Source organism: Nocardia sp. NPDC059195 (genome assembly GCF_042754695.1).
Classification (GTDB): domain Bacteria; phylum Actinomycetota; class Actinomycetes; order Mycobacteriales; family Mycobacteriaceae; genus Nocardia.
The window spans coordinates 89166-108681 of record NZ_JBHZBG010000015.1; the positions used below are offsets into that span (position 1 = coordinate 89166).

Sequence of the window (19516 nt, forward strand, 5' to 3'; positions counted from 1 at the left end):
AGGTCCCGGGCGTTCCACCCGGCGTCGTTGAGGTCTGCCGTGGTGACCTGCTCGAGCTGTCCGCGGTGCGCTCATCGTGTATCGGCTGCCGCGACGACGTCGGCTTTCAGCCCACCGATGCCGGTTCGCCGGGCATCCCCGCCAAAGTCAATCCACCTTCGATGGTGTTCGGCACGCGCCGGCGGTTGGGGGAACCCAGCGCTGTGGTGAGGTCGCCGCCGTCGTGTTCGGCGAGGAGTTCGCCGCTGTCCCAGACGAGAAGGGTTGCGCTGACGGTGTTCTCGGCGGTGGAGTGGGCCAGGTCGTAGTGCGCGCAGCCGGGCACGTGGGCATAGGTGATCCACAGGTCGTAGCCGGTCATGAACAGGTCGAGGTCGAATTGCACGCTGAGGCCGAGCAATTCGCTGCGGCCGTTGTCGTCGACGCCGGCGAAGGCCTCGTCGAGGGCCAGTAGCCGGGGGGCCTGGGGGTCGGCGGAGTCGAGCATCACGTGGGCGGCGGCGAACAGCGGCAGGTGCAGGGAAACGGATTGTTCGCCGCCGGAGAGGGCGCTGTGGCGGGCGACGGTGAGCTTGTCCTCGGTGCCGTCGCCGGAGATGAGCGTGAAGGAGAACACGCGCCAGGTGCGGTAATCGAGGGTGGCGGCGAGGATTTCGGGGTAGGAACGTTCCGGGTGCGCGGTGCGGGCGGCGCGGATTTCGGCGGCGAAATGGGCGCGCACCGAGCCGAGGTCATCGGAGCTCAGGGCGGTGGTGTCGCGGTCGAGGAGTTTGCACATCGAGCGCGCGGACTCCGACAGGCCGTCGGCGAGGATCCAGTGCACACCGATGGTGTTGCCCGACGACATCCGCCGCTGCTTCATCTCCGAACCCATGCGGGAGATGAGTTCGCGAGCGTCGCTGGTGCGTTCGTGGATCTGCTGGGCCAGACCGGTCAGCAGCGCGTCTTCGAGGATGCGGCGTTCGGCATCGGTGAGCAGCAGTTCCTGGTCGCGGCGGGCGGCGTCGATGCGGGCGGCGAAGTCGGCGAGAGCGGCCTGGCCGTTTTCGTCGTGGACGGCGACGACGGTGAGTCCGTCGGCGGCGTCCCAGTTCAGGCGGTAGTCGCGACCGGATGCGGTGAGCGCGGCGTCGAACTCCTGCAGGGCACTGGTGACCGCGGACCGGGTGGACTTGCGACCGGCCTCGGTGGCGCGGACCTGGCTGGTGGCGGTGTCGAGGTCGGCGAACAGAGCGGCTACCTCATCGGGCAGCACCACCGGGTCGGTTTCCGGGCCTGCGGCGACGATGCGGTATTGCAGCTGTTCCGGCGTGGACCACGCGGCATCGCTACTGGGCCAACGGTGTTCGACCGCGGCGCCGAGCAAGCTCAGCAGGTCGGGTCGGGCGTAGGGGGCCAGCGAACGCACCTCGGCGAGCACCTCGGCGAGTGCGGTGGCGAGGGCCTCGTTCGCGGTGCGATAGGCGGCCTCGGCATCGCCGACCGCTTCGATGGCGGCATTGGCGGCCTTGCGCGCGGCCCGCTGTTCGGCCTTGGCCGCCTCGATGGCGCCACGGGCCAGGTCGAGGTCACGGTCGATGTCGGCGGCACTGGCGCCCAACGCTTCGCGCAGCGTTTCGAGTTTGCGATGCTGTTCGGTGAAGCCGAGTCGGGCAGCCTCGGCCTCTTCGGCGAAAGCCTCGGCGAGTGCGCGCGCTTCGTCGTGCCGGTCGGCGCCCTCGCGTTCGCGTTCGCGTTCCCGCTCGTGTTCGGCGCGCAGGCGAAGCAGGCCGGTGCCGGTGTTCTCGAAATGGCGGATGGTGGCTGCCAGTGCGTCGAGTTCGCGTGCCCCACGCGGGGTTCGGTGTGCCGCGGCGGCGGCGCGAACCTTCTTGTCCAGGGCCGCGACTTCGGCGACGGCCTGGTCGAGTTCGCGCTCGGCCTGGGTCGCGGCCTCCACCCGCGAACGCATCAGACCGGCGGTCTCGGCTACCGCACGCACAGCGGAGGTCACCGCCGACGGGCGCGGCAGAGCCTTGGCAGCTGCGGACAGCGCGGCCAATTCCGCGGTAGCCGAAGCGTCTTCGGCTCGGGCGGCGTCGTGCTCGGCAGCGGCTGCCTCGATCGCCGCCTCGATCTCGGCGAGCCGGGACGCACGCCTGCGGGCTCGCGCGGTCGTCCCGATGAACTCGGCCTCGGACTTGTGATGGTGGCCGACGAGAACGCCCTGTCGGAAGGACCCGGCGAGGCCGACCACGACGTGCGGTGTGTCGGCAGTGGTCAGCGCGGTGAGCGTGGCGCCGGTGCACGACGCTGAGTGTTCGCTCATCGCTGCTGTGGTCGAGATTTCGACGGCTTCGTCGGAGCGTGACCGCGCAGCGTGGTCCGTGCCGAGGGTCGCCGTGGCGCGGGCCTGCTGATCCGGGCTGGGCGGCTGGGCGGCGTCGTGTAGAGCGATGGAGGCCAGCACCGCGGCGACCGTCTCGGCGGGAACAGTGAGCGCGGTGGAGTCCTCTTCGACGACAAGGACTTCGGCGAGCGTGCGCCCGGATGGACGCTGGTCCACCGGCAACGGGAGCAGAAAGTGGTCGGAGTCGATGTCGGCGGGCAGGGTCGGGCCGCAAATCCAGCTGTCGAGCAGGCCGCCGGATTGGAGCGCCGCTTCGATACCGGCCGCATCTCGCGCGGACACCGAGTCGGCGAACCGCACCAGCTGCCAGAGCGGAGCGCCTGGAAGTGCTTCTCGGACACCGGTTCTGGCGGGGTGCGGCGGGGGAGCGTCGTCGCGCTGCGCGGCGATCTGTTCGCGTTCGGCAGTCAGTGCGTCGCGGCGGGCGGCGGCAGCCCTCGCACGGGACCGGGCTTCCTGGCGGCGGGTGCGAATCTGTTCCTGCAGCGGCTCGCATCGCTCGGCCAAAACCTCTGCGGCGGACGGAATATCCGCCACTGCCGCGCCGGCGATGGCGGTGTCGAGCGCCTCGAACAAACCCGCGCAACGACCTCGGTCGGCCGCGACGTCGATCTGCGCATCCGCCGTGGCGTCGGGGTCGACCGGCCCGCTGGTGGCCGTGATGCCACCGGTGTCATCTGCGGGCATGCCTTCAGATCCGGCGACCGCGGCGAAAATCTCGGCGTTGGTGCTCCACCAGGCGCGCAGAGCGGCCGCGGATTCGCTGCGCGCCAAGGCAACCGCCGCTTCGGCGTGGGCTACTTCCGCGGCAGCGGAGTCACGCAGTTCGATCGCGCGTTCGGCGAGACGTTCGGACCGGGTGCGGTCCGCGGCGGCGGTTTCCCACTTGCCCAGTGCATTTCGTACCGCGCGGACGTCGGCGTCGCGCTCCTCGGCGTGGCCGCGGACCGCGGCGGTGAACTGGTCACCGCGGCCTTCGGCGCTCGGCGGGGTCCATTCGATGCCCGCTTCCTCGGCGGCGGCGCGGACCGCGTCTTCGCCGCGGACGAAGGCGGCTGCCGCGGTACGCACCGCTTCGGTGGCACGGGAGGCCTCTTCGGCGCGGCGTTGCAGGGTATGCCCGGCCTCGGCGGCCTTGTCGCGGTGGGCCGCGGCCGAGGTTTCGAGGCGGCGCACGGCGTCGGCCAAGTCGTCGAGTTGCTGCTTGCCCTCGTAGGCACTCGAGCGTTGGAGGTTCTCGCGATCGGCGATGGCCTGTTCGTAGGCGTGATCGGCGTTTTCGGCTCTGGTCTCGGCTTCGGCGCGGTCGGTGTCGCGACGGGTGCGCAGCGCTGTCGCGGCGAAGAGGGCAGTGGCGGTGTTGGTGACCGCGTCGAGGCGGGTGCGGAGCTGGTCGACGTCGGTTTTCGCCTGTACCGCGAGGTATTTGCGGTACACGTCGACGAATCGGCGGGTGGCGGTATCGGCTTGGACGAGGCCGTCGAGGGTCCGGCCGACCTCCTCCATATCGCTGAACGAGCGAGCGGCGTCGAGGATCAACTGCTCGTCGAGGGGCCGCAGGCCGTCGGTGAGTGCCTGGGAGAGGCCGCGCGGGTCGAGGTTCTTGGCGAGCTGGGGCCTGCGCAGCGTGAGGATCAGGTTGATCAGCTGGTCGTAGCGCTGCACGCCGAGCCCGAACATGCGCGCGTCGATCGCCGCGCGGTACTCGACGGGACGATCGACGATGGCATCGCTGCCGATCTGCTCGGCCAATTGCTTGCGGGTGAGTGGGCGGTCGTCGGGGCCGATGAGGGAGAAGTCGACCCCGGCGCGGCCGTCGGCGACGAAGTACCAGCGGGTCACCTTGTCCGAGGAGCGGGTGGCGCGCATGCCGATGCCGACGGTGACGGTCTCGGGATCGTCCCAGCTACCGCGCGCGAACTCCATCCACACATACGAGTAGGCCGATTCCTGCTTGCGGTACAGCAGATTCGACTTCATGGTGCGTTCTTCACCGGCGAACGGATTCAGCCTGCGCGGTTCGATCCGCCCGTCCAGCACGAACGGGAACAGCACCTCGAGTGCCTTCGTCTTACCGGAGCCATTGGGTCCGCGCAGCACCAGACGGCCGTCGGCGAAACTGAACTCCTGGTCGCGGTAGTCCCACAGGTTGACGATGCCCGCACGGGTCGGGACGAACCGCACTCCGCCGTGGATGAGTGACATGCTCAGACCCCTCCCTCTCCGATGCTGCCGTCGGTATCGGCGGCGGTGACGAACAATTCCTCGGCCTTGCGCACTCGTACGGTGACCACCGCGCCCCGATATCTGGCCAGCGCGGGCAAGACCAGCAGCCCGTCATCGACCGGCCGGATCAGCCGCAGCTTGGCGAGCAGCGCGAGCACCTCGGTGGTGAGCCCGCCGACATCGGCCTGCCATTGCGCGGCGAAGGTCGCGCCGTAGCGGTCGGTGAGCGCGGTGACAGTCGCGCGCACCCAGGTGTTGTCCAGGAACGGATAGGTGACCGGTTCGGCGGCCTCGGGGTTTTCGTCCACGAACTCTGTTGCGTCGCTGACAGTTTCGATGTCCTCGGCCAGCGGGGCGAACACGCCTGCGGTGGGGATGGAAGCGTCGAGCTGATCGAGCAGCGCGTCCTCGGCAGTGCGAGCGTCGCGCCGGTGGGGGACCGGATTGTCGATATCGAGCACCGCGTCGGCGATCTCGCCGATCAGCAGCAGTGCCACCTGAGCCAGGGTGCCGGTGCCGGGGAAGCGGGTATCGGACAGCCGACCCGAGGTGTCGATCAGCGCTACCCCTTCGGCCCGGCGTTCGGCCCGCAAGCCGGTGCAGTATTCGACCTCGCCGACCAGGCGATCCTGGCCGAGCAGCGCCCGCTCGGCCTCCGACAGCTCCTCGAGATAGACGACCGGACGCTCCACCAGTGCCCGGCGAACCCGGCGGGCCTGATCGGGCGATGCCTGTTCGGAGTCGTCGGCCAGCAGACCGCGCACGCTGTGCAGGTGTTGCAGTGCTCGTGGGGGCCGGAACAGGGCGAACACCACCGGCCGGTCGATGTCGTAGAGGGCCTCGCCCGCCTCCGGGTCACTGGCCCAGCCCCCCGCATCGCCGTCGGCCAACGTCAGCGCACCACGCGCACCGAGCCACCCGACAGCGTCGACGAAGGCGTCGCGATCGGCGGCCCGCTCCGTCGACAGGTCGAGGCCCTCGATCCGGCTCGCGTAATCGGCGACGTGCTCGGCCAATTCGGACAGGGTGATCTGGTCGCCCGCCCGGCCGAGCGCGGCCAGCGCCAGCGACAGGTAGGCGTAGCGACGGCGGTCGAAGACGCGGTCGTTGACGCTGCGGGCGGGCCTGGCGTCGTCGAGACGATCGTGCACGGGGTAGAGCCGCGCCGTGGTCTCGGTGACTTCCAGTCGGTAGCCGAACAATTCGGCCAGATCCTCGCGCAGCTCCGTGGCCCAGCGCCGGATCAACGGCAAGGCGATCCGATCGGGGTAGACGCGGGTGACCAGGTGATTGGCCAGCATCACCCGGGCCGCACGCTGATAGCTGTCGAGTGCCAGCGTGTCGATCCGCTGACGCTTCATCGTGGGGTCCCCTGTCGTACCGGCGCCGGTCGCGCCGCGCGGAAGAGGCCGAGCGAGTCGATGCACCACTGTCTCATCGCGTCACCCCCCGTCGCGCCGAACCGCCGCGCACTTCGAGACGGCGGTTGTTCAGATGGAGCAACCCCACGGCGGTGCGGATCACTGTCGACCCATCGCACGGGCGCACCGTCAACGTGACGCCGTTGTCGGAACCGGTTGTGCCGTCGACCTTCCCGCTGACCGGCACCCAGGCGGTCGAGGCCGCGTCGAGCAGGCGCAACAGCACCTCGGTCTCGCGCTGATCCAGCACTCGCTCGTGCACATTGCCCTCCGACAGCGAGGCGGCGGCCACGGCTCGTTCTCGCTGCGCCGCCAATTGGGCCTCGCGCAAACGCCGCACACCCGCGTCGTTGCGTGCGATCCGGGCGGGGGCGCCGGCGGTGGGTGCGCGCCCGGTCTCGGCGAGCGTGCGCGAGATCTCCAAAGGCGGTGCGTCCCACCAGGAACGACTGGTCGGGATCAGCTCCGCATCGGGATGTTCGAGCGACAGATGGCGCGGCTTGCCCAGCCCGAATACCGCGTCGTAGAGCGCGTGCGCACCGCCCGCGGTGGGGGTGGCGACGAACCACTCGGCCAGGTGCCGCAGCGCCGATTCCCGGCTGACGCCACCGCGGCGGGTCTCCGTGACCCGGCGCAACAGCGACAGCACCGCCGCGATCGCGCTCATCGTCGCCTCCCGCAGCCGGTCGGCCTCGCACGTTTCGGACGACTCGGTGCCCGCGGCGACGAACCAGGTGCGCAACCCATCCCAGCGTGAACGCCAATCCGCTTCGCGCTCAGCGAAACTCAGCAGCACCCGCTCGTCGCACCCGGCGGCTCGAGCGATCAACTGCTCCACTCCGGTCTGCTCGACCTCGCCGATCGCCGCCGCCAGCCGCGGCGCGAACCGGGCCAGATCCAAGCTGAACTCCCGCATGTGCGCGAGCAACGCATCCTTGTGCGCGAGAAAGGATTCCGGCGTGATCTCGGTCGTGCGCACCAGATCGCCCAGCGACAGATAGAAATGCGCGGCCCGTGCGGCCATGTCGGTGAGCGCGGCGTCGAGCCTGCGCAAGGTGGTGTAGACCCGCTCGGCATCGCCGTCGCGGTTGGCGGCGGCGAGCGTGCGCAGGTCGGCGAGCAACTCGGGCAGCACCAGCCGCGACAGCGACGCGTCTTCCATCCGGGCCGCGAGTACCCCGGCCACCGCCCGGTAGGCCTGGAATCCGGCCTGCGCGAACTGGTAGACGTAGTGCCGGTTGCGGTACTCGGCCAGGGTGGCCGCACGGGTGCCGTCATAGCTGCGTTCGAGCACACCCCAGCGATGCAACTGCTCGAGCAGCGGACCGATCTCGGCCGCGGGCAGTGGGACACCCGCGGCCGCCTCGATCCGGCCGCCCGCCTCGGCTCTGGAAATCCACTCGGCGACGTCGTCGGCGTGCAACAACACCACGTAGGCGGCGCGAGCGCTGTCGAAGGCGCGCAGCACCCGCAGGTAGTCGGCGCGTTTCTCGGCGGTCGCGAACGAGAACAACCGCAGACGCTCGTCCCACAGGGCGGGTACGGCGCTGGGCAGGCCGTCGGCGGAGTCGGTCACCGTAGACAGGTTAGTGGTGGCCTTCGGGTGCTCCGCCGGACCCGTCCCCGATCGGCGTGGCATCGCCGGGCGAACTCACCCGACATTGAGCGATCGCAGCTGGTCGAGGAACGATTGGGTGCGCTGATCTCCTGGGTACCGTTCGATGATCTCCCTGGCTGCCTCGCCCGCGATCCAGGCCAGCGAGGGCAGCGACTTGCGGCCCGCCGAGAACGCCGCCACGCCCTCCTCGACCGCGCGCTCGAGATCGCGGTCGCGCACGGCGACGACAGCCAGGGTCAGCCGCGCCTCCGAGACCCGCATGGGATTGCGGACCGAACCATCGGGTCGGGTCGAATCGCTGATCACCTGCCGGGCGTAGCGTTCGGCCAGTCTGTCCTGGCCGGCCACCCGGCAGCAGTCCATCGCGTAGAAGTCGAACTTGGTGGCGTCGACGACGAAGTGGTTGGCCAGGTCGGCCGGGTGACCCATCCGCGACAGAATCGCCTTGCCCTCGTCGAGGGCGGTCTGCATCGCGCGGTGGTCACCCAGCCGAGCCCAGCCCTTGGCGCGCTGCGCGGCCAACTGCACCCCGACACTCGACGATGTGGTGCCTGCCATCGCCTTCTCCGAGACATCGATCGCGCCACGGAAGTTGCCCTGCGTCAACGCGAACCACGCCGACATCTCCGCGGCCCACCCGACGATCTCGGTGTTGCCCGCCTCGCGGCCGAGTGAGTCGGCGGCCCGGCGAGTGGCCTCGGCGCCACCTCGGCGGCCGAGATCGTAGTCGACGCAACCGACCAGCAACGCGACCCAGCCGGCCAGTACGAGGATCTCCCGATGCTGGCTGAGGGTGAGTCTGCCGTCGAGCAGTGAGGTGATGCGGCGCAGCCAGGCGGTGCCCTCGGCGTGCAGCACGTGGGGGTCGGCGTAGGCGTATTCGCAGCACAACCTTTCGGCGGTGATCCGCACCGCGTCCAGTGTCGCACTGTTGACGTCGGACATTCTGAGTCGTCCGATGAACTCGAGGGTGTCCATACCGGTTGCCGATAACAGCTCGTCATCCCGGTTGGGGCGGGACTTCGGGAAGAATGCGGCGGGGACGGTGTCGAACGCGGCCGCGATGATCGGCGCGTAGAACTCGTCAGGTCGCGATTCCCCGGATTCCCAACGGCGCCAGTTGCGCAGCAGGGTACTGTCCGTCGGCAGGTTGCTGGAGGACTTGGCACGCATCGCGCGAACGGCATCGCCTTGCGACCACCCCCTCGCGTCACGTTCCGAGCGCATCCGAACAGCCCAGACGGGTCGATCATCAGTTGCGGTCACGGCGGTAGTATTCCACCAGTTAACGTTCGGCGTCCCGGATAGGGCATGTAGATGTCATCGGATTGACATCTGCTGCCGGGGGCCACGAATGTCCATGATGTAAGAAGGTGTCCGGCGCGACAACCGGATACCGGCTTTGCAGGAGAGCTTGCAGGGCAACGCAGTACCCCCGCGTGGCGCACCGCGCGACGCGGGGGGATCGGTACAAGACAGGTCCGACAACAGAACAGCGATCCCAATCCAACGGAGGTTCGGGTGGAAGCGTTGATCTATGGATACTTGCGCGACGATTTGGCCGATGGCCAGAGCGACCAATTGGAGGATGCGCTACGCAGCCTCGCACGCACCGCGGGCATGTGTTTCGCCGCGACGTTCCACGAAGCACCCGCGGGTGACGGTGCGGCATTCGCCGAGCTCACCCAGGAATTGAAGCGGGCCGACGCCCACCACGTGGTGGTGCCGTCACTCGATCACCTTGCGGGCCAGACGATTCCGCGTGACCTGCTGATCGCGAAGCTGGCGCACGAGGCGGCCGCTCAGGTTCTGACCCTGGAGCGTTAGCCATGGGATCCGACGCCTGCACCGATCCGCCATCTCGGTAGTGGCCGCTCCAGCGGCCAGGCAGGCCACCAGCGCGAGCAATCGCTGGTCGCCGAACACCGGGTACACCTGCCAGTGCAGCAGATACGCGAACAAGGAGCTGTCGGCCACCGCCACCGCCACCACGGCGACGACGGCGGGCACGCGCAGCGCGGGCAGCCAGATCAAGATCGCAATGCCAACCATGACAAGGCGTTCCCGCTCGGTGACGCCGAAATATCCGGGCACACCAGCCAGCAGCACGGCGCTGACGATCAGCCGCTGCCAGACTGCCGTCGCCTTCGCTCCGGCCCAGCCGAGAACGAAGTACCAACAGGCCAGCGGTGAGAACGCGATGTCGCGTTCGGGATAGAGCCCGAACGAATGCCAGCGCAGGATGAGGGTGAGGCCGAGCAGGCCGAGGGCGAACCAGAACGGCGCCCGCCGCTCCCACCTGTCGATCCGGGGGATCCGGATCAGCAGCGCGCCGGCCACCGTGCAGTACACGAGCACCTCGAGGAACCACAGGTGTCCGGCCGTGTCATTGCGCGGTCCGAGAATCTTGTTGAGCAGCAACACATTCTGCCAGCTGTAGTAGCCGGGTTGCCAGGCCATCGTGATCAGTACCCAGAGTGCGGTCGGCACCGCGATCATCGCCACGGTCCGCCCGGTGAGCTGGAGTCGCCGGGCGCGCGGGGCCGAACTCACCGCGAAACGCGCGAAGTTGTAGCCGGCCACGGCGAGCAGCACGTGTGCCGCACCCCACCATTCGAACAGCTGGATGTGGGAGCCGAGGATGAGCACGATGCCGATCGCGCGCAACGCTGTCGAGGAATCGAGGGCCCGGCCGAAGCGGGTGCGGGTGCGCGGTGATCGTCGCAGGTCGGCGATCGAGCGCTGTGGCCAGTCGGTGGGCAGCGTGCCGAGCACACGCTCCAGGCGGGCCGCGACGGTGACGTAACTCAGGGAACTGCCGCCCAGGTCGGCGAAACTGTGTGCGGGCGAGATCGTCTCGATCGGCAGGCCGAGGGCGTCGGCGTAGATCACGCCGATATCGTCGCTCGGGCTCGCCGGCGTGGTCGCGAGCGCGCGCACCGCTGGATAGTCGATCTTGCCGGTGGCCAGCCGCGGTAGTTCGTCGAGGACGGTCACGCTGATCGCGGTGACGGGCAGTCCCGATACCTCGGCGATCCGCCGCGCTGCCGCATCTCTGTGCACTCGAGGCGATGTCGCAGACGAAGAAGATCGGGGCAGTGTCGCCGCGATCAGCCGGGTGCCGTCGTCGGTGCAGGCGGCGACGAAACCGGCTGTGGCCAGCTCTGATTCGATGCGGCCCAGGTCGATGCGCAGGCCGAACAGTTTGGCGAAGCGACTGCGCCTGCCGACTATCTGGAACAGCCCGTCGGGGGTGCGCCGGGCCAGATCGCCGGTGCGCAGCGCGTCGACGGTGCGGCCGAGCGCCAGGTCGGCGGGGCCGTGCGCGTAGCCGAGCATCACGTTCGGGCCGTGGTAGACGAGTTCCTCGGCGGCGCCGTCGTCGACCGGTGTCAGGGTGAACTGCCCGCCCGGAATGGGGATTCCGATGCAGTCGGGGTGTTCGGCCGCCGATTCCGGTGGCAAATACGCCATTCGGGCGGTGGCCTCGGTCTGGCCGTACATCACGAAGAACCGCCAGCCCGCGGCCGCGCCGAGCTCCGCGTAGGTCCGTACCCTGGCCGGTTCGAGTCTGCCGCCCGCCTGGGTCACGTACCGCAGATCCGGCAGCGACATCTGCGCGAAGCCGATCCGGTCCAGAAGGTCGACGGTATAGGGCACCGCGGCGAACGAGGTGGCCCGGTGCGCGCGGAACTCGTCCCAGAATTCGGGCTCGAGCACCGAACGCTCGGTGAGCAGCAGGCTCGCACCGCGCAGCAGATGACTGTGGACGACCGACAGCCCGTAACAGTAGAACAGCGGCAGGGTGGTCGCCGCGCGATCGTGCGGGCCGATGTCGAGGTACTCGGCGATGGACTCGGCGTTGGCGGTGAGGTTGTGCGCCGACAGCCGCACCAGCTTCGGCGACCCGGTCGAGCCGGAGGTGCTGAGCAACAGCGCCAGCTCCGGATGCAGCCGGTGCGCCGACTGCGCGCGGTTCGCGACGACGCGGCCGCGATCGATGATCACGTCCGGGTCGTAGGTTGCGGTCAGTTCACCGGTGAGCTCGCCGGTCAGCAACACCGCGCACCCCGCGTCGAGCGCGCCGAGGTAGGCGACCAGGGAGTCGAGATCATTGCCCGCGGTGAGCGCGACGAGCCGCCGGACAGGTCCCAGCCCGGCCGAGAACTCCGCGACACGGTCGCCGAGCTGGGCATAGGTCACCGATGCGATGGACCCGGGACCGGGATGGTGCAGCACTGCGATGCGGTCGTCGAAACCACGTAGATGGGCGACGATCGACTGGGCTGGCACGCGAAAAAGTCTAAGCGGCGTGCCGACGGCGGCCGGGAGCTACCTGCCCGGCGAACTCCCGGTGAACGAGGACTAGAGGCCGAAGCTGCCCGGCCCGCGCCGGCGCAGGTACTTCTCGAACTCCGCCGCGATGGCGTCGCCGTCGATCTTGGACATGGTCTCGTTGAGGTCGATCGCGGCGTCGCCGCGCTCCTCGAGCGAGCGCACGTACTCGCTGATCTCCTCGTCGCCGAGGGTCATCTCGTTGACCGCGACTTCCCACTCCTCGGCCTGTTTCGGCAGCTCACCGAGCGGAACCTCGATATCGAGGACGTCTTCGACCCGGTGCAGCAGCGCGATCGTCGCCTTCGGGTTCGGCGGTTGCGACACGTAGTGCGGGACCGCGGCCCAGAACGACACCGCGGGCACACCGGCCTTCACGCACTGGTCCTGCAACACCCCGGTGATCCCGGTCGGACCCTCGTACCTGGTCTGTTCCAGATTGAACCGCTCGGCGGCCTCGGGACTGTAGGCCGAACCGGTCACCGGCACCGGGCGGGTGTGCGGGGTATCGGCCAGCAGCGCGCCGAGGATGACGACGGTCTCCACCCCGAGTTGCTCGATGAACTCGAGCAGGTCATCGCAGAAACTGCGCCATTTCATGTTCGGTTCGATGCCACGCAGCAGGACCACGTCACGGTCGCTGCCGGGCGGGGAACACACCGACAGCATGGTCGAGGGCCACTGGATCTCCCTGGTCACCCCGTCGACCTGACGGACCGTCGGCCGGTTCACCTGGTAGTCGTAGTAGTCCTCGGAATCGAGTTCGGCCAGGGGCTCGGCATCCCAGATCAACTCCAGATGTTCGATGGCGCCACTGGCGGCATCGCCGGCGTCGTTCCAGCCCTCGAAGGCGGCAACCATGACGGGATTGCGCAACGTCGGCAGTTCCGTCTCGGGGGTCTCACTGGCATCCACCCGGTCAGCCTAGTGTCTTGTGCGAATTGTTTTGCGGTGACCGACGCTGTTGCGTGTTTCCGCCGCGGACAGTGGTCCACGCCACTCGATTCACCCACAGTGGTCTTGTTCGTCGGAGGCGCCCTCTAGTCTTGAATCATGTCTGCGTCCTTGCCCACCGGGTTCGATACCACGCTCCTCGACACGCTGCGGCGGCGTGTCGTCATCGGCGACGGCGCGATGGGCACGATGTTGCAGGCCGCGGATCTGTCGCTCGACGACTTCCGTGGCCTCGAGGGTTGCAACGAGATCCTCAACGACACTCGACCCGATGTGCTCGCCGAGATCCACCGCGCCTACTTCGCCGCGGGTGCGGATGCGGTGGAGACCAACACTTTCGGCTGCAACCTGCCCAACCTCGCCGACTACGACATTCAAGACCGGATCCGTGATCTGTCCGAGCGCGGCACCCGCATCGCCCGCGATGTCGCCGACGAGATGGGCCTGTCGGCCGACGGCACCCCGCGCTATGTGCTGGGCTCGATGGGGCCGGGCACCAAGCTCCCGACGCTGGGTCACGCGCCGTTCGTGTCGCTGCGTGATGCCTACACCGAAGCGGCGCTCGGCATGCTCGACGGCGGCGCCGACGCCATCCTCATCGAGACCTGCCAGGACCTGCTCCAGGTCAAGGCCGCGATCACCGGCAGCCGCCGGGCCATGATCGCGGCGGGCCGCCGGATCCCGATCATCACCCACGTCACCGTGGAGACCACCGGCACCATGCTGGTCGGTAGTGAGATCGGCGCGGCGCTGACCGCGCTGGAACCGCTCGGCATCGACATGATCGGTCTGAACTGCGCCACCGGACCGGCGGAGATGAGCGAGCACCTGCGGCACCTGTCGCGGCACGCGAACATCCCGGTATCGGTGATGCCGAACGCGGGTCTGCCGGTGCTCGGTGCCAACGGCGCGGAATACCCGCTCACCCCCGAAGAGCTCGCCATCGCGATGAGCGGGTTCGTCTCCGAGTTCGGTCTATCGCTGGTCGGTGGTTGCTGTGGCACCACCCCGGAGCACATCCGTCAGGTCGCCGAGGCGGTGCGCGAGGTCGAGAAGACTCTTCCCCCGATCACCGATCGTCGCCACCCCGAGCACGAGCCTGCCGTGTCGAGCATGTACACCGCTGTCCCGTTCGAGCAGGACGCCTCGATCATGATGATCGGCGAGCGCACCAATGCCAACGGCTCCAAGGCTTTCCGTGAAGCGATGCTCGCGCAGGACTGGCAGCGGTGCCTCGAGATCGCCAAGGACCAGACCCGCGACGGCGCGCACATGCTCGACCTGTGCGTCGACTACGTCGGTCGCGACGGTGCCGTGGACATGAACGAACTCGCGTCGCGCCTGGCGACCGCCTCGACGCTGCCGATCATGATCGACTCGACCGAACAGCCTGTGCTGGAAGCCGGCCTGCAGCACCTGGGCGGTCGGTGTGCGGTGAACTCGGTGAACTACGAGGACGGCGCGGGCCCGGATTCGCGGTTCCAGCAGATCATGCGCCTGGTGTCCGAGCACGGTGCCGCGGTGGTCGCGTTGACCATCGACGAGCAGGGTCAGGCGCGCACCGCCGATCACAAGGTCGCGATCGCCGAACGGCTCATCGACGACATCACCACCAACTGGGGCTTGAAAGAGTCCGACATCATCGTCGACACCTTGACCTTCACCCTCGGCACCGGGCAGGAGGAGTCGCGCAAGGATGGTGCGGAGACGATCGCGGCCATCCGCGAGCTCAAGCTCCGCCGCCCGCGGGTGCAGACCACCCTGGGCCTGTCGAACATCTCCTTCGGTCTGAATCCGGCCGCCCGGCAGGTGCTGAACTCGGTGTTCATGCACGAATGTGTGCAAGCGGGTCTGGATTCGGCGATCGTGCACGCGTCGAAGATCCTGCCGATGAGCCGGATTCCCGAGGAGCACCAGCAGGTCGCCCTCGATCTGATCTATGACCGCCGCACCGAGGACTACGACCCGCTGCAGAAGCTGATGGCGCTGTTCGAGGGTGTCTCGACGGCATCGTCGCGGGCCTCGCGCGCGGAGGAGATGGCGTTGCTGCCGTTGTTCGAGCGCCTCGAGCGGCGCATCGTCGACGGTGAACGCAACGGCCTCGGTGACGATCTGGACGAGGCGATGCAGACGGTGCCGCCGCTGCAGATCATCAACGAGACCCTGCTGTCGGGCATGAAGACCGTCGGTGAGCTGTTCGGTTCGGGCCAGATGCAGCTGCCGTTCGTGCTGCAGTCTGCCGAGGTGATGAAGACCGCTGTCGCGCACCTGGAACCGCACATGGAGGCCAGCGACGACGCGGGCAAGGGCCGGATCGTGCTGGCCACGGTGAAGGGCGACGTCCACGACATCGGCAAGAACCTGGTCGACATCATCTTGTCCAACAACGGCTACGAGGTGGTCAACCTCGGCATCAAACAGCCCATCGCGACCATCCTCGACGCCGCGCAGGACAAGAAGGCCGACGTGATCGGCATGTCCGGGCTGCTGGTGAAGTCGACGGTCGTGATGAAGGAGAACCTCGGCGAACTCAACTCCAAGGGCGTCGCCGAACAGTTCCCGGTGCTGCTCGGTGGCGCCGCGCTGACCCGCTCCTACGTGGAGAACGACCTGACCGAGGTCTACGAGGGCGACGTGTACTACGCCCGCGACGCGTTCGAGGGCCTGCGGTTGATGGACGAGATCATGACCGTCAAGCGTGGCGGTGGCCTCGACCCGGACAGCCCCGCGGCGATCGCGGCCAAGGAGAAGGCCGCCGAGCGCAAGGCCCGTCACGAGCGGTCCAAGCGGATCGCGGCCGAACGCAAGGCCGCCGAAGTGCCGATCGTGGTGCCCGAGCGTTCCGATGTCGCCGCGGATCTGCCCGTGCCGACGCCGCCGTTCTGGGGCACGCGGGTGGTGAAGGGTCTGCCGCTGGCGGAGTATTCGGGTCTGCTCGACGAGCGGGCGCTGTTCCTCGGCCAGTGGGGGCTGCGCGGTCAGCGTGCCGGTGAAGGGCCCACCTACGAGGATCTGGTGGAGACCGAGGGTCGTCCGCGGTTGCGTGCCTGGCTCGACCGGCTCGCCACCGAGGGTGTGCTGCAACACGCGGCCTTGGTCTACGGGTACTTCCCCGCGGTATCCGACGGCGACGAGGTCATCGTCTTGACCGAGCCGAATCCTGATGCGCCGGAGCGGTATCGGTTCACCTTCCCGCGTCAGCAGCGGGACCGGTTCCTGTGCATCTCCGACTTCATCCGTTCGCGTGAGCGGGCCCGGGAGACCGGGCAGGTCGATGTGTTGCCGTTCCAGCTGGTCACGATGGGTCAGCCGATCGCCGACTTCGCGAACGCGCTGTTCGCCGCCGACAACTACCGCGACTATCTCGAGGTGCACGGTGTCGGTGTGCAGCTCACCGAGGCGCTGGCCGAGTACTGGCATCGCCGGGTGCGGGAAGAACTGACCGTCGACGGTAAGTCCGTGGCTGCCGAGGACCCCGCCGATGTGCAGGACTACTTCAAGCTCGGTTACCGGGGCGCGCGGTACTCCTTCGGTTACGGCGCCTGCCCGGAGCTCGAAGATCGCGCCAAGCTCGTCGACCTGCTCGACGCGGGCCGGGTCGGGGTGACGCTGTCGGAAGAACTGCAACTGCACCCCGAGCAGTCGACGGACGCGTTCGTGCTGCTGCATCCGGAGGCGAAATACTTCAACGCCTGACACACTTCAGGCACAGATGAATAGGCGTCGGCAGATCGGATCGGCCCCGGCGGGCCGGTCCGATTGTCGTTGTGGCGCTTGTGAGTCTGGTCACGATGCGGCGCTGGGTCCATGGACCGGGCTGTCCCGCAACAGGATCGAAGCAGTTCAGCACGTAGGATTTTCGAAAGTTTCATCCCGCTGTGGCGCGTAGGGCGAGACGACTCAGCGGTAAGCAGGAGGGGCACAGAATATGACGTCGGATCGGTTGATCGCGGGACGCTATCGACTCACCGACCCGATCGGCACGGGTGCGATGGGAGTCGTGTGGCGCGCCACCGACGTCCGGCTGCGGCGCACCGTCGCGGTGAAGCAAGTGCTGCTCGCGCCTGGTCTCACCGGAACGCAGGCGCTGGAAGGCAAACTGCGCGCGATGCGGGAGGGCCGGATCGCGGCCCGCCTGCACCACCCCAACGCCATCACCGTCTTCGACGTCGCCGAAGAGGACGGCCAGCCGTGGCTGGTCATGGAATACATGAACGCCCCGAGCCTCGCGGTGAAGCTGGCAGGCGGGGTGACCCTGCCGCCGATCGCGGTGGCGGGGATCGGTGCCCAGGCCGCAGCGGCGCTGTCCGCCGCGCACGATGCCGGGATCATGCACCGTGATGTGAAACCCGCCAACCTGCTCGTCGGCGACGACGGCACGGTCAAACTCACCGACTTCGGCATCTCGCACGCGACCGGGGACGTCACCGTCACCGCCACCGGCTTCCTGGCGGGCACCCCCGCGTACCTGGCGCCCGAAATCGCGCGTGGCGACAACCCGAAGCCCGCCGCCGACGTATTCGCCCTCGGCTCCACGCTGTACGCCGCCTCCGAAGGCGCGCCGCCGTTCGGTGAGGGCGACAACCCCCTGGCTGTGCTGCACGCCGTCGCGCGCGGTGTGGTGCCGGAGCCGAAGAACGCGGGCCCGCTCGCTCCGGTCCTGATGTGGCTGCTGACCGCGACCGTCGATGACCGGCCGACGATGGCGCAGGCCCGCATCGCGCTGGAAGACGTTGCGGCGGGCCGGGTCCCGGCACTTCCTGCCTCCGCGACGAAGATTCTGCCGGTAAGTGAGGCGGCGACGACGCTGACCCCGCAGCCCGCGAACGGGACAGCGGCGGCGAAATCCGGTGCGGCCGCACTGTTCGGCAGTGGCCTGGCCATGAGGAAGGCGGCCCGCTCGGCCTTCTCGGGACGGAACTCGACGGCGGCGGCCACGGGCACACCGGCATCGGGCGGGGTCGGTCAGGCGGGCGCGGGCGATCCTGGCTCGGTGCGGCCGCGCGACGCCACCCCGCCGAACTCGAGCGGTGTCGAACGTGCGGGCGCTGAGGCGGATACCCGCGCCCGAGCGGCGGCCGGGCCGACGCAGGCCTCCGCCGCCGGCGTCCCTCCCGCGTTCCCCGCCCCGCAGTCGCGCACCGAACCCGCGAACAACAGCCGCGCCGTCCTGCTGCTTGCCGCCGCCGTCGCCGCCTTCACGGTCATGCTCGTCGTGCTGGTGGTCACCCGTGACCGGGGCGGCGAACCCGATCAGCAGGCACAGATCCCGGCATCGCCGGTCACCGTCACGACCGTGGTCGACGGCAAGGTGAGCACCGTCGTCATCGTGCCCGAGCAGGAAACGATCACCGTGTCGGCCCCACCCGCGGCCGTGCCCAGCGGTGCGACAACCACGGGTGCGACCCCGACCAGCACCTCGGCCAAGCCCACCCCCACCACCCCGAATCCGACCAGCACGACCATCACCACCACACCCTTCGGCCCGCCGACCCCGGACCGGATCACCCAGTTCGTCGCCGGGTACTACGGCATGCTCCCCGGCAATATCGGCGGGGCGTGGGCGCAGCTCGCTCCCGGCTACCAGGCGCAGACCGGCGGGTTCGGGCAGTACTCGTCGTTCTGGTCGTCGGTGCGGTCGGTGACTGTCGGCTCCATCACGCCCAGCGGCCAGAACCGCGCAGTCGTCACCCTCACCTACCAGCTGACCAATGGCACGGTGACCTCGGAGAACCGCTGGATCCAGGTCTCCGGCGACGCGGGCAACCTGCAGATCGCCGGATCGGGCGTCTGAGGCTGACCCGTTACCCTGAACGGGGTCCGGCGACTGCCGGTCACCTCCGGCGATGTGTGACGAGAACGAGGCGAGTAACAGGTGAGCGCGCGACCGGCCGCGGTGCTGTGGGACATGGACGGCACGCTGCTCGATTCGGAGAAGCTGTGGGACATAGCGGTTCGCGAACTCGCCCGCGAGCACGGCCGCGAGCTGACCGACGAGGTCCGCCACGCACTGATCGGCGCCTCCGGCCCGAACGCGCTGCGCATGCTCTTCGACGGCATCGGGGTCGACCCGACACCGGCGATGACCGCCGAGGCGGGGGAGTTCCTCGAGCGCCGGGTCACCGAGTTGATGCTCGGCCCGATCCCGTGGCGTCCGGGCGCCAAGGACGCACTGGCGATGGTGCGCGAGGCGGGTCTGCAGTGCGCGCTGGTGACCAATACCAAACGCTCGCTCACCGAATACGGCCTCGACACCCTCGGCCGCGACTTCTTCGACGCGTCGGTCTGCGGCGACGAGGTGGCGCACGGCAAGCCCGATCCGGCCATCTACCGCCGCGCCGCCGAACTGCTCGGGGTCGACCCGGGCGACTGTGTCGCGATCGAGGATTCGCCGACCGGCTCGCTCGCCGCACAGGGCGCGGGCTGCGGTCTGATTGTGATTCCGTGCGAGATCGCGGTTCCCGAGGCGCCGGGGCGGGTATTCCGAGAGTCGCTGATCGGTTTGTCGGTAGCGGATCTGCGTGCCGCTCTCGACGCCCGCGTCTGAAATTGTGCGGGCTCACCGAGATAAGG

The 19516-nt window shown here is 68.8% G+C and carries 10 protein-coding genes; 4 read left to right on the forward strand and 6 right to left on the reverse strand.

Features of this window, described 5'->3' with window-relative positions:
* Window positions 1–106 precede the first annotated feature (106 nt).
* From ACFXKN_RS20250 to ACFXKN_RS20265, 4 genes are all read right to left on the reverse strand, one after another.
* A complete protein-coding gene (locus ACFXKN_RS20250) occupies window positions 107–4594 on the reverse strand; it encodes an SbcC/MukB-like Walker B domain-containing protein (RefSeq protein WP_379433592.1) in 4488 nt (1495 codons plus the stop codon).
* Window positions 4595–4596: 2 nt separating this feature from the next.
* Window positions 4597–5976 carry a TIGR02678 family protein gene (locus tag ACFXKN_RS20255; protein ID WP_379433593.1) on the reverse strand — a complete coding sequence of 460 codons (1380 nt, stop codon included), beginning with the start codon at window positions 5974–5976 and terminating at the stop codon, window positions 4597–4599.
* A 73-nt stretch (window positions 5977–6049) separates the two neighbouring features.
* Window positions 6050–7555 carry a TIGR02677 family protein gene (locus ACFXKN_RS20260; RefSeq protein ID WP_379433615.1) on the reverse strand — a complete coding sequence of 502 codons (1506 nt, stop codon included), beginning with the start codon at window positions 7553–7555 and terminating at the stop codon, window positions 6050–6052.
* Window positions 7556–7687: 132 nt separating this feature from the next.
* Entirely contained in the window at window positions 7688–8827 is a 1140-nt protein-coding gene (locus ACFXKN_RS20265) for an XRE family transcriptional regulator (RefSeq protein WP_378965915.1), read from the reverse strand.
* A 348-nt stretch (window positions 8828–9175) separates the two neighbouring features.
* On the opposite strand from ACFXKN_RS20265, the gene ACFXKN_RS20270 reads away from it, so the two are divergent.
* Window positions 9176–9481 (forward strand): hypothetical protein, encoded by a 306-nt coding sequence (locus ACFXKN_RS20270; RefSeq protein ID WP_056809962.1) that lies wholly within the window; start codon window positions 9176–9178, stop codon window positions 9479–9481.
* On the opposite strand, the gene ACFXKN_RS20275 is transcribed toward ACFXKN_RS20270, so the two are convergent.
* Together ACFXKN_RS20275 and ACFXKN_RS20280 are read right to left on the reverse strand one after the other, a co-directional pair.
* The gene (locus ACFXKN_RS20275; RefSeq protein ID WP_379433594.1) at window positions 9383–11947 is read right to left on the reverse strand and encodes an AMP-binding protein; all 2565 of its coding nucleotides are present in this window, start codon (window positions 11945–11947) and stop codon (window positions 9383–9385) included. The two genes, ACFXKN_RS20270 and ACFXKN_RS20275, sit on opposite strands and share 99 nt — an antisense overlap.
* Before the next feature lie 72 nt (window positions 11948–12019).
* On the reverse strand, window positions 12020–12850 hold the full coding sequence (locus tag ACFXKN_RS20280) for a PAC2 family protein (RefSeq protein WP_378966605.1): 831 nt from the start codon (window positions 12848–12850) through the stop codon (window positions 12020–12022).
* A gap of 192 nt (window positions 12851–13042) precedes the next feature.
* Between ACFXKN_RS20280 and metH the strand changes: the two genes are divergently transcribed.
* From metH to ACFXKN_RS20295, 3 genes are all read left to right on the forward strand, one after another.
* Entirely contained in the window at window positions 13043–16639 is a 3597-nt protein-coding gene (gene metH / locus ACFXKN_RS20285; RefSeq protein ID WP_379433595.1) for a methionine synthase, read from the forward strand.
* A 232-nt stretch (window positions 16640–16871) separates the two neighbouring features.
* On the forward strand, window positions 16872–18737 hold the full coding sequence (locus tag ACFXKN_RS20290; protein WP_379433596.1) for a protein kinase: 1866 nt from the start codon (window positions 16872–16874) through the stop codon (window positions 18735–18737).
* A gap of 81 nt (window positions 18738–18818) precedes the next feature.
* Window positions 18819–19490 carry an HAD family hydrolase gene (locus ACFXKN_RS20295; protein ID WP_378965876.1) on the forward strand — a complete coding sequence of 224 codons (672 nt, stop codon included), beginning with the start codon at window positions 18819–18821 and terminating at the stop codon, window positions 19488–19490.
* The last annotated feature ends 26 nt before the right edge of the window (window positions 19491–19516 follow it).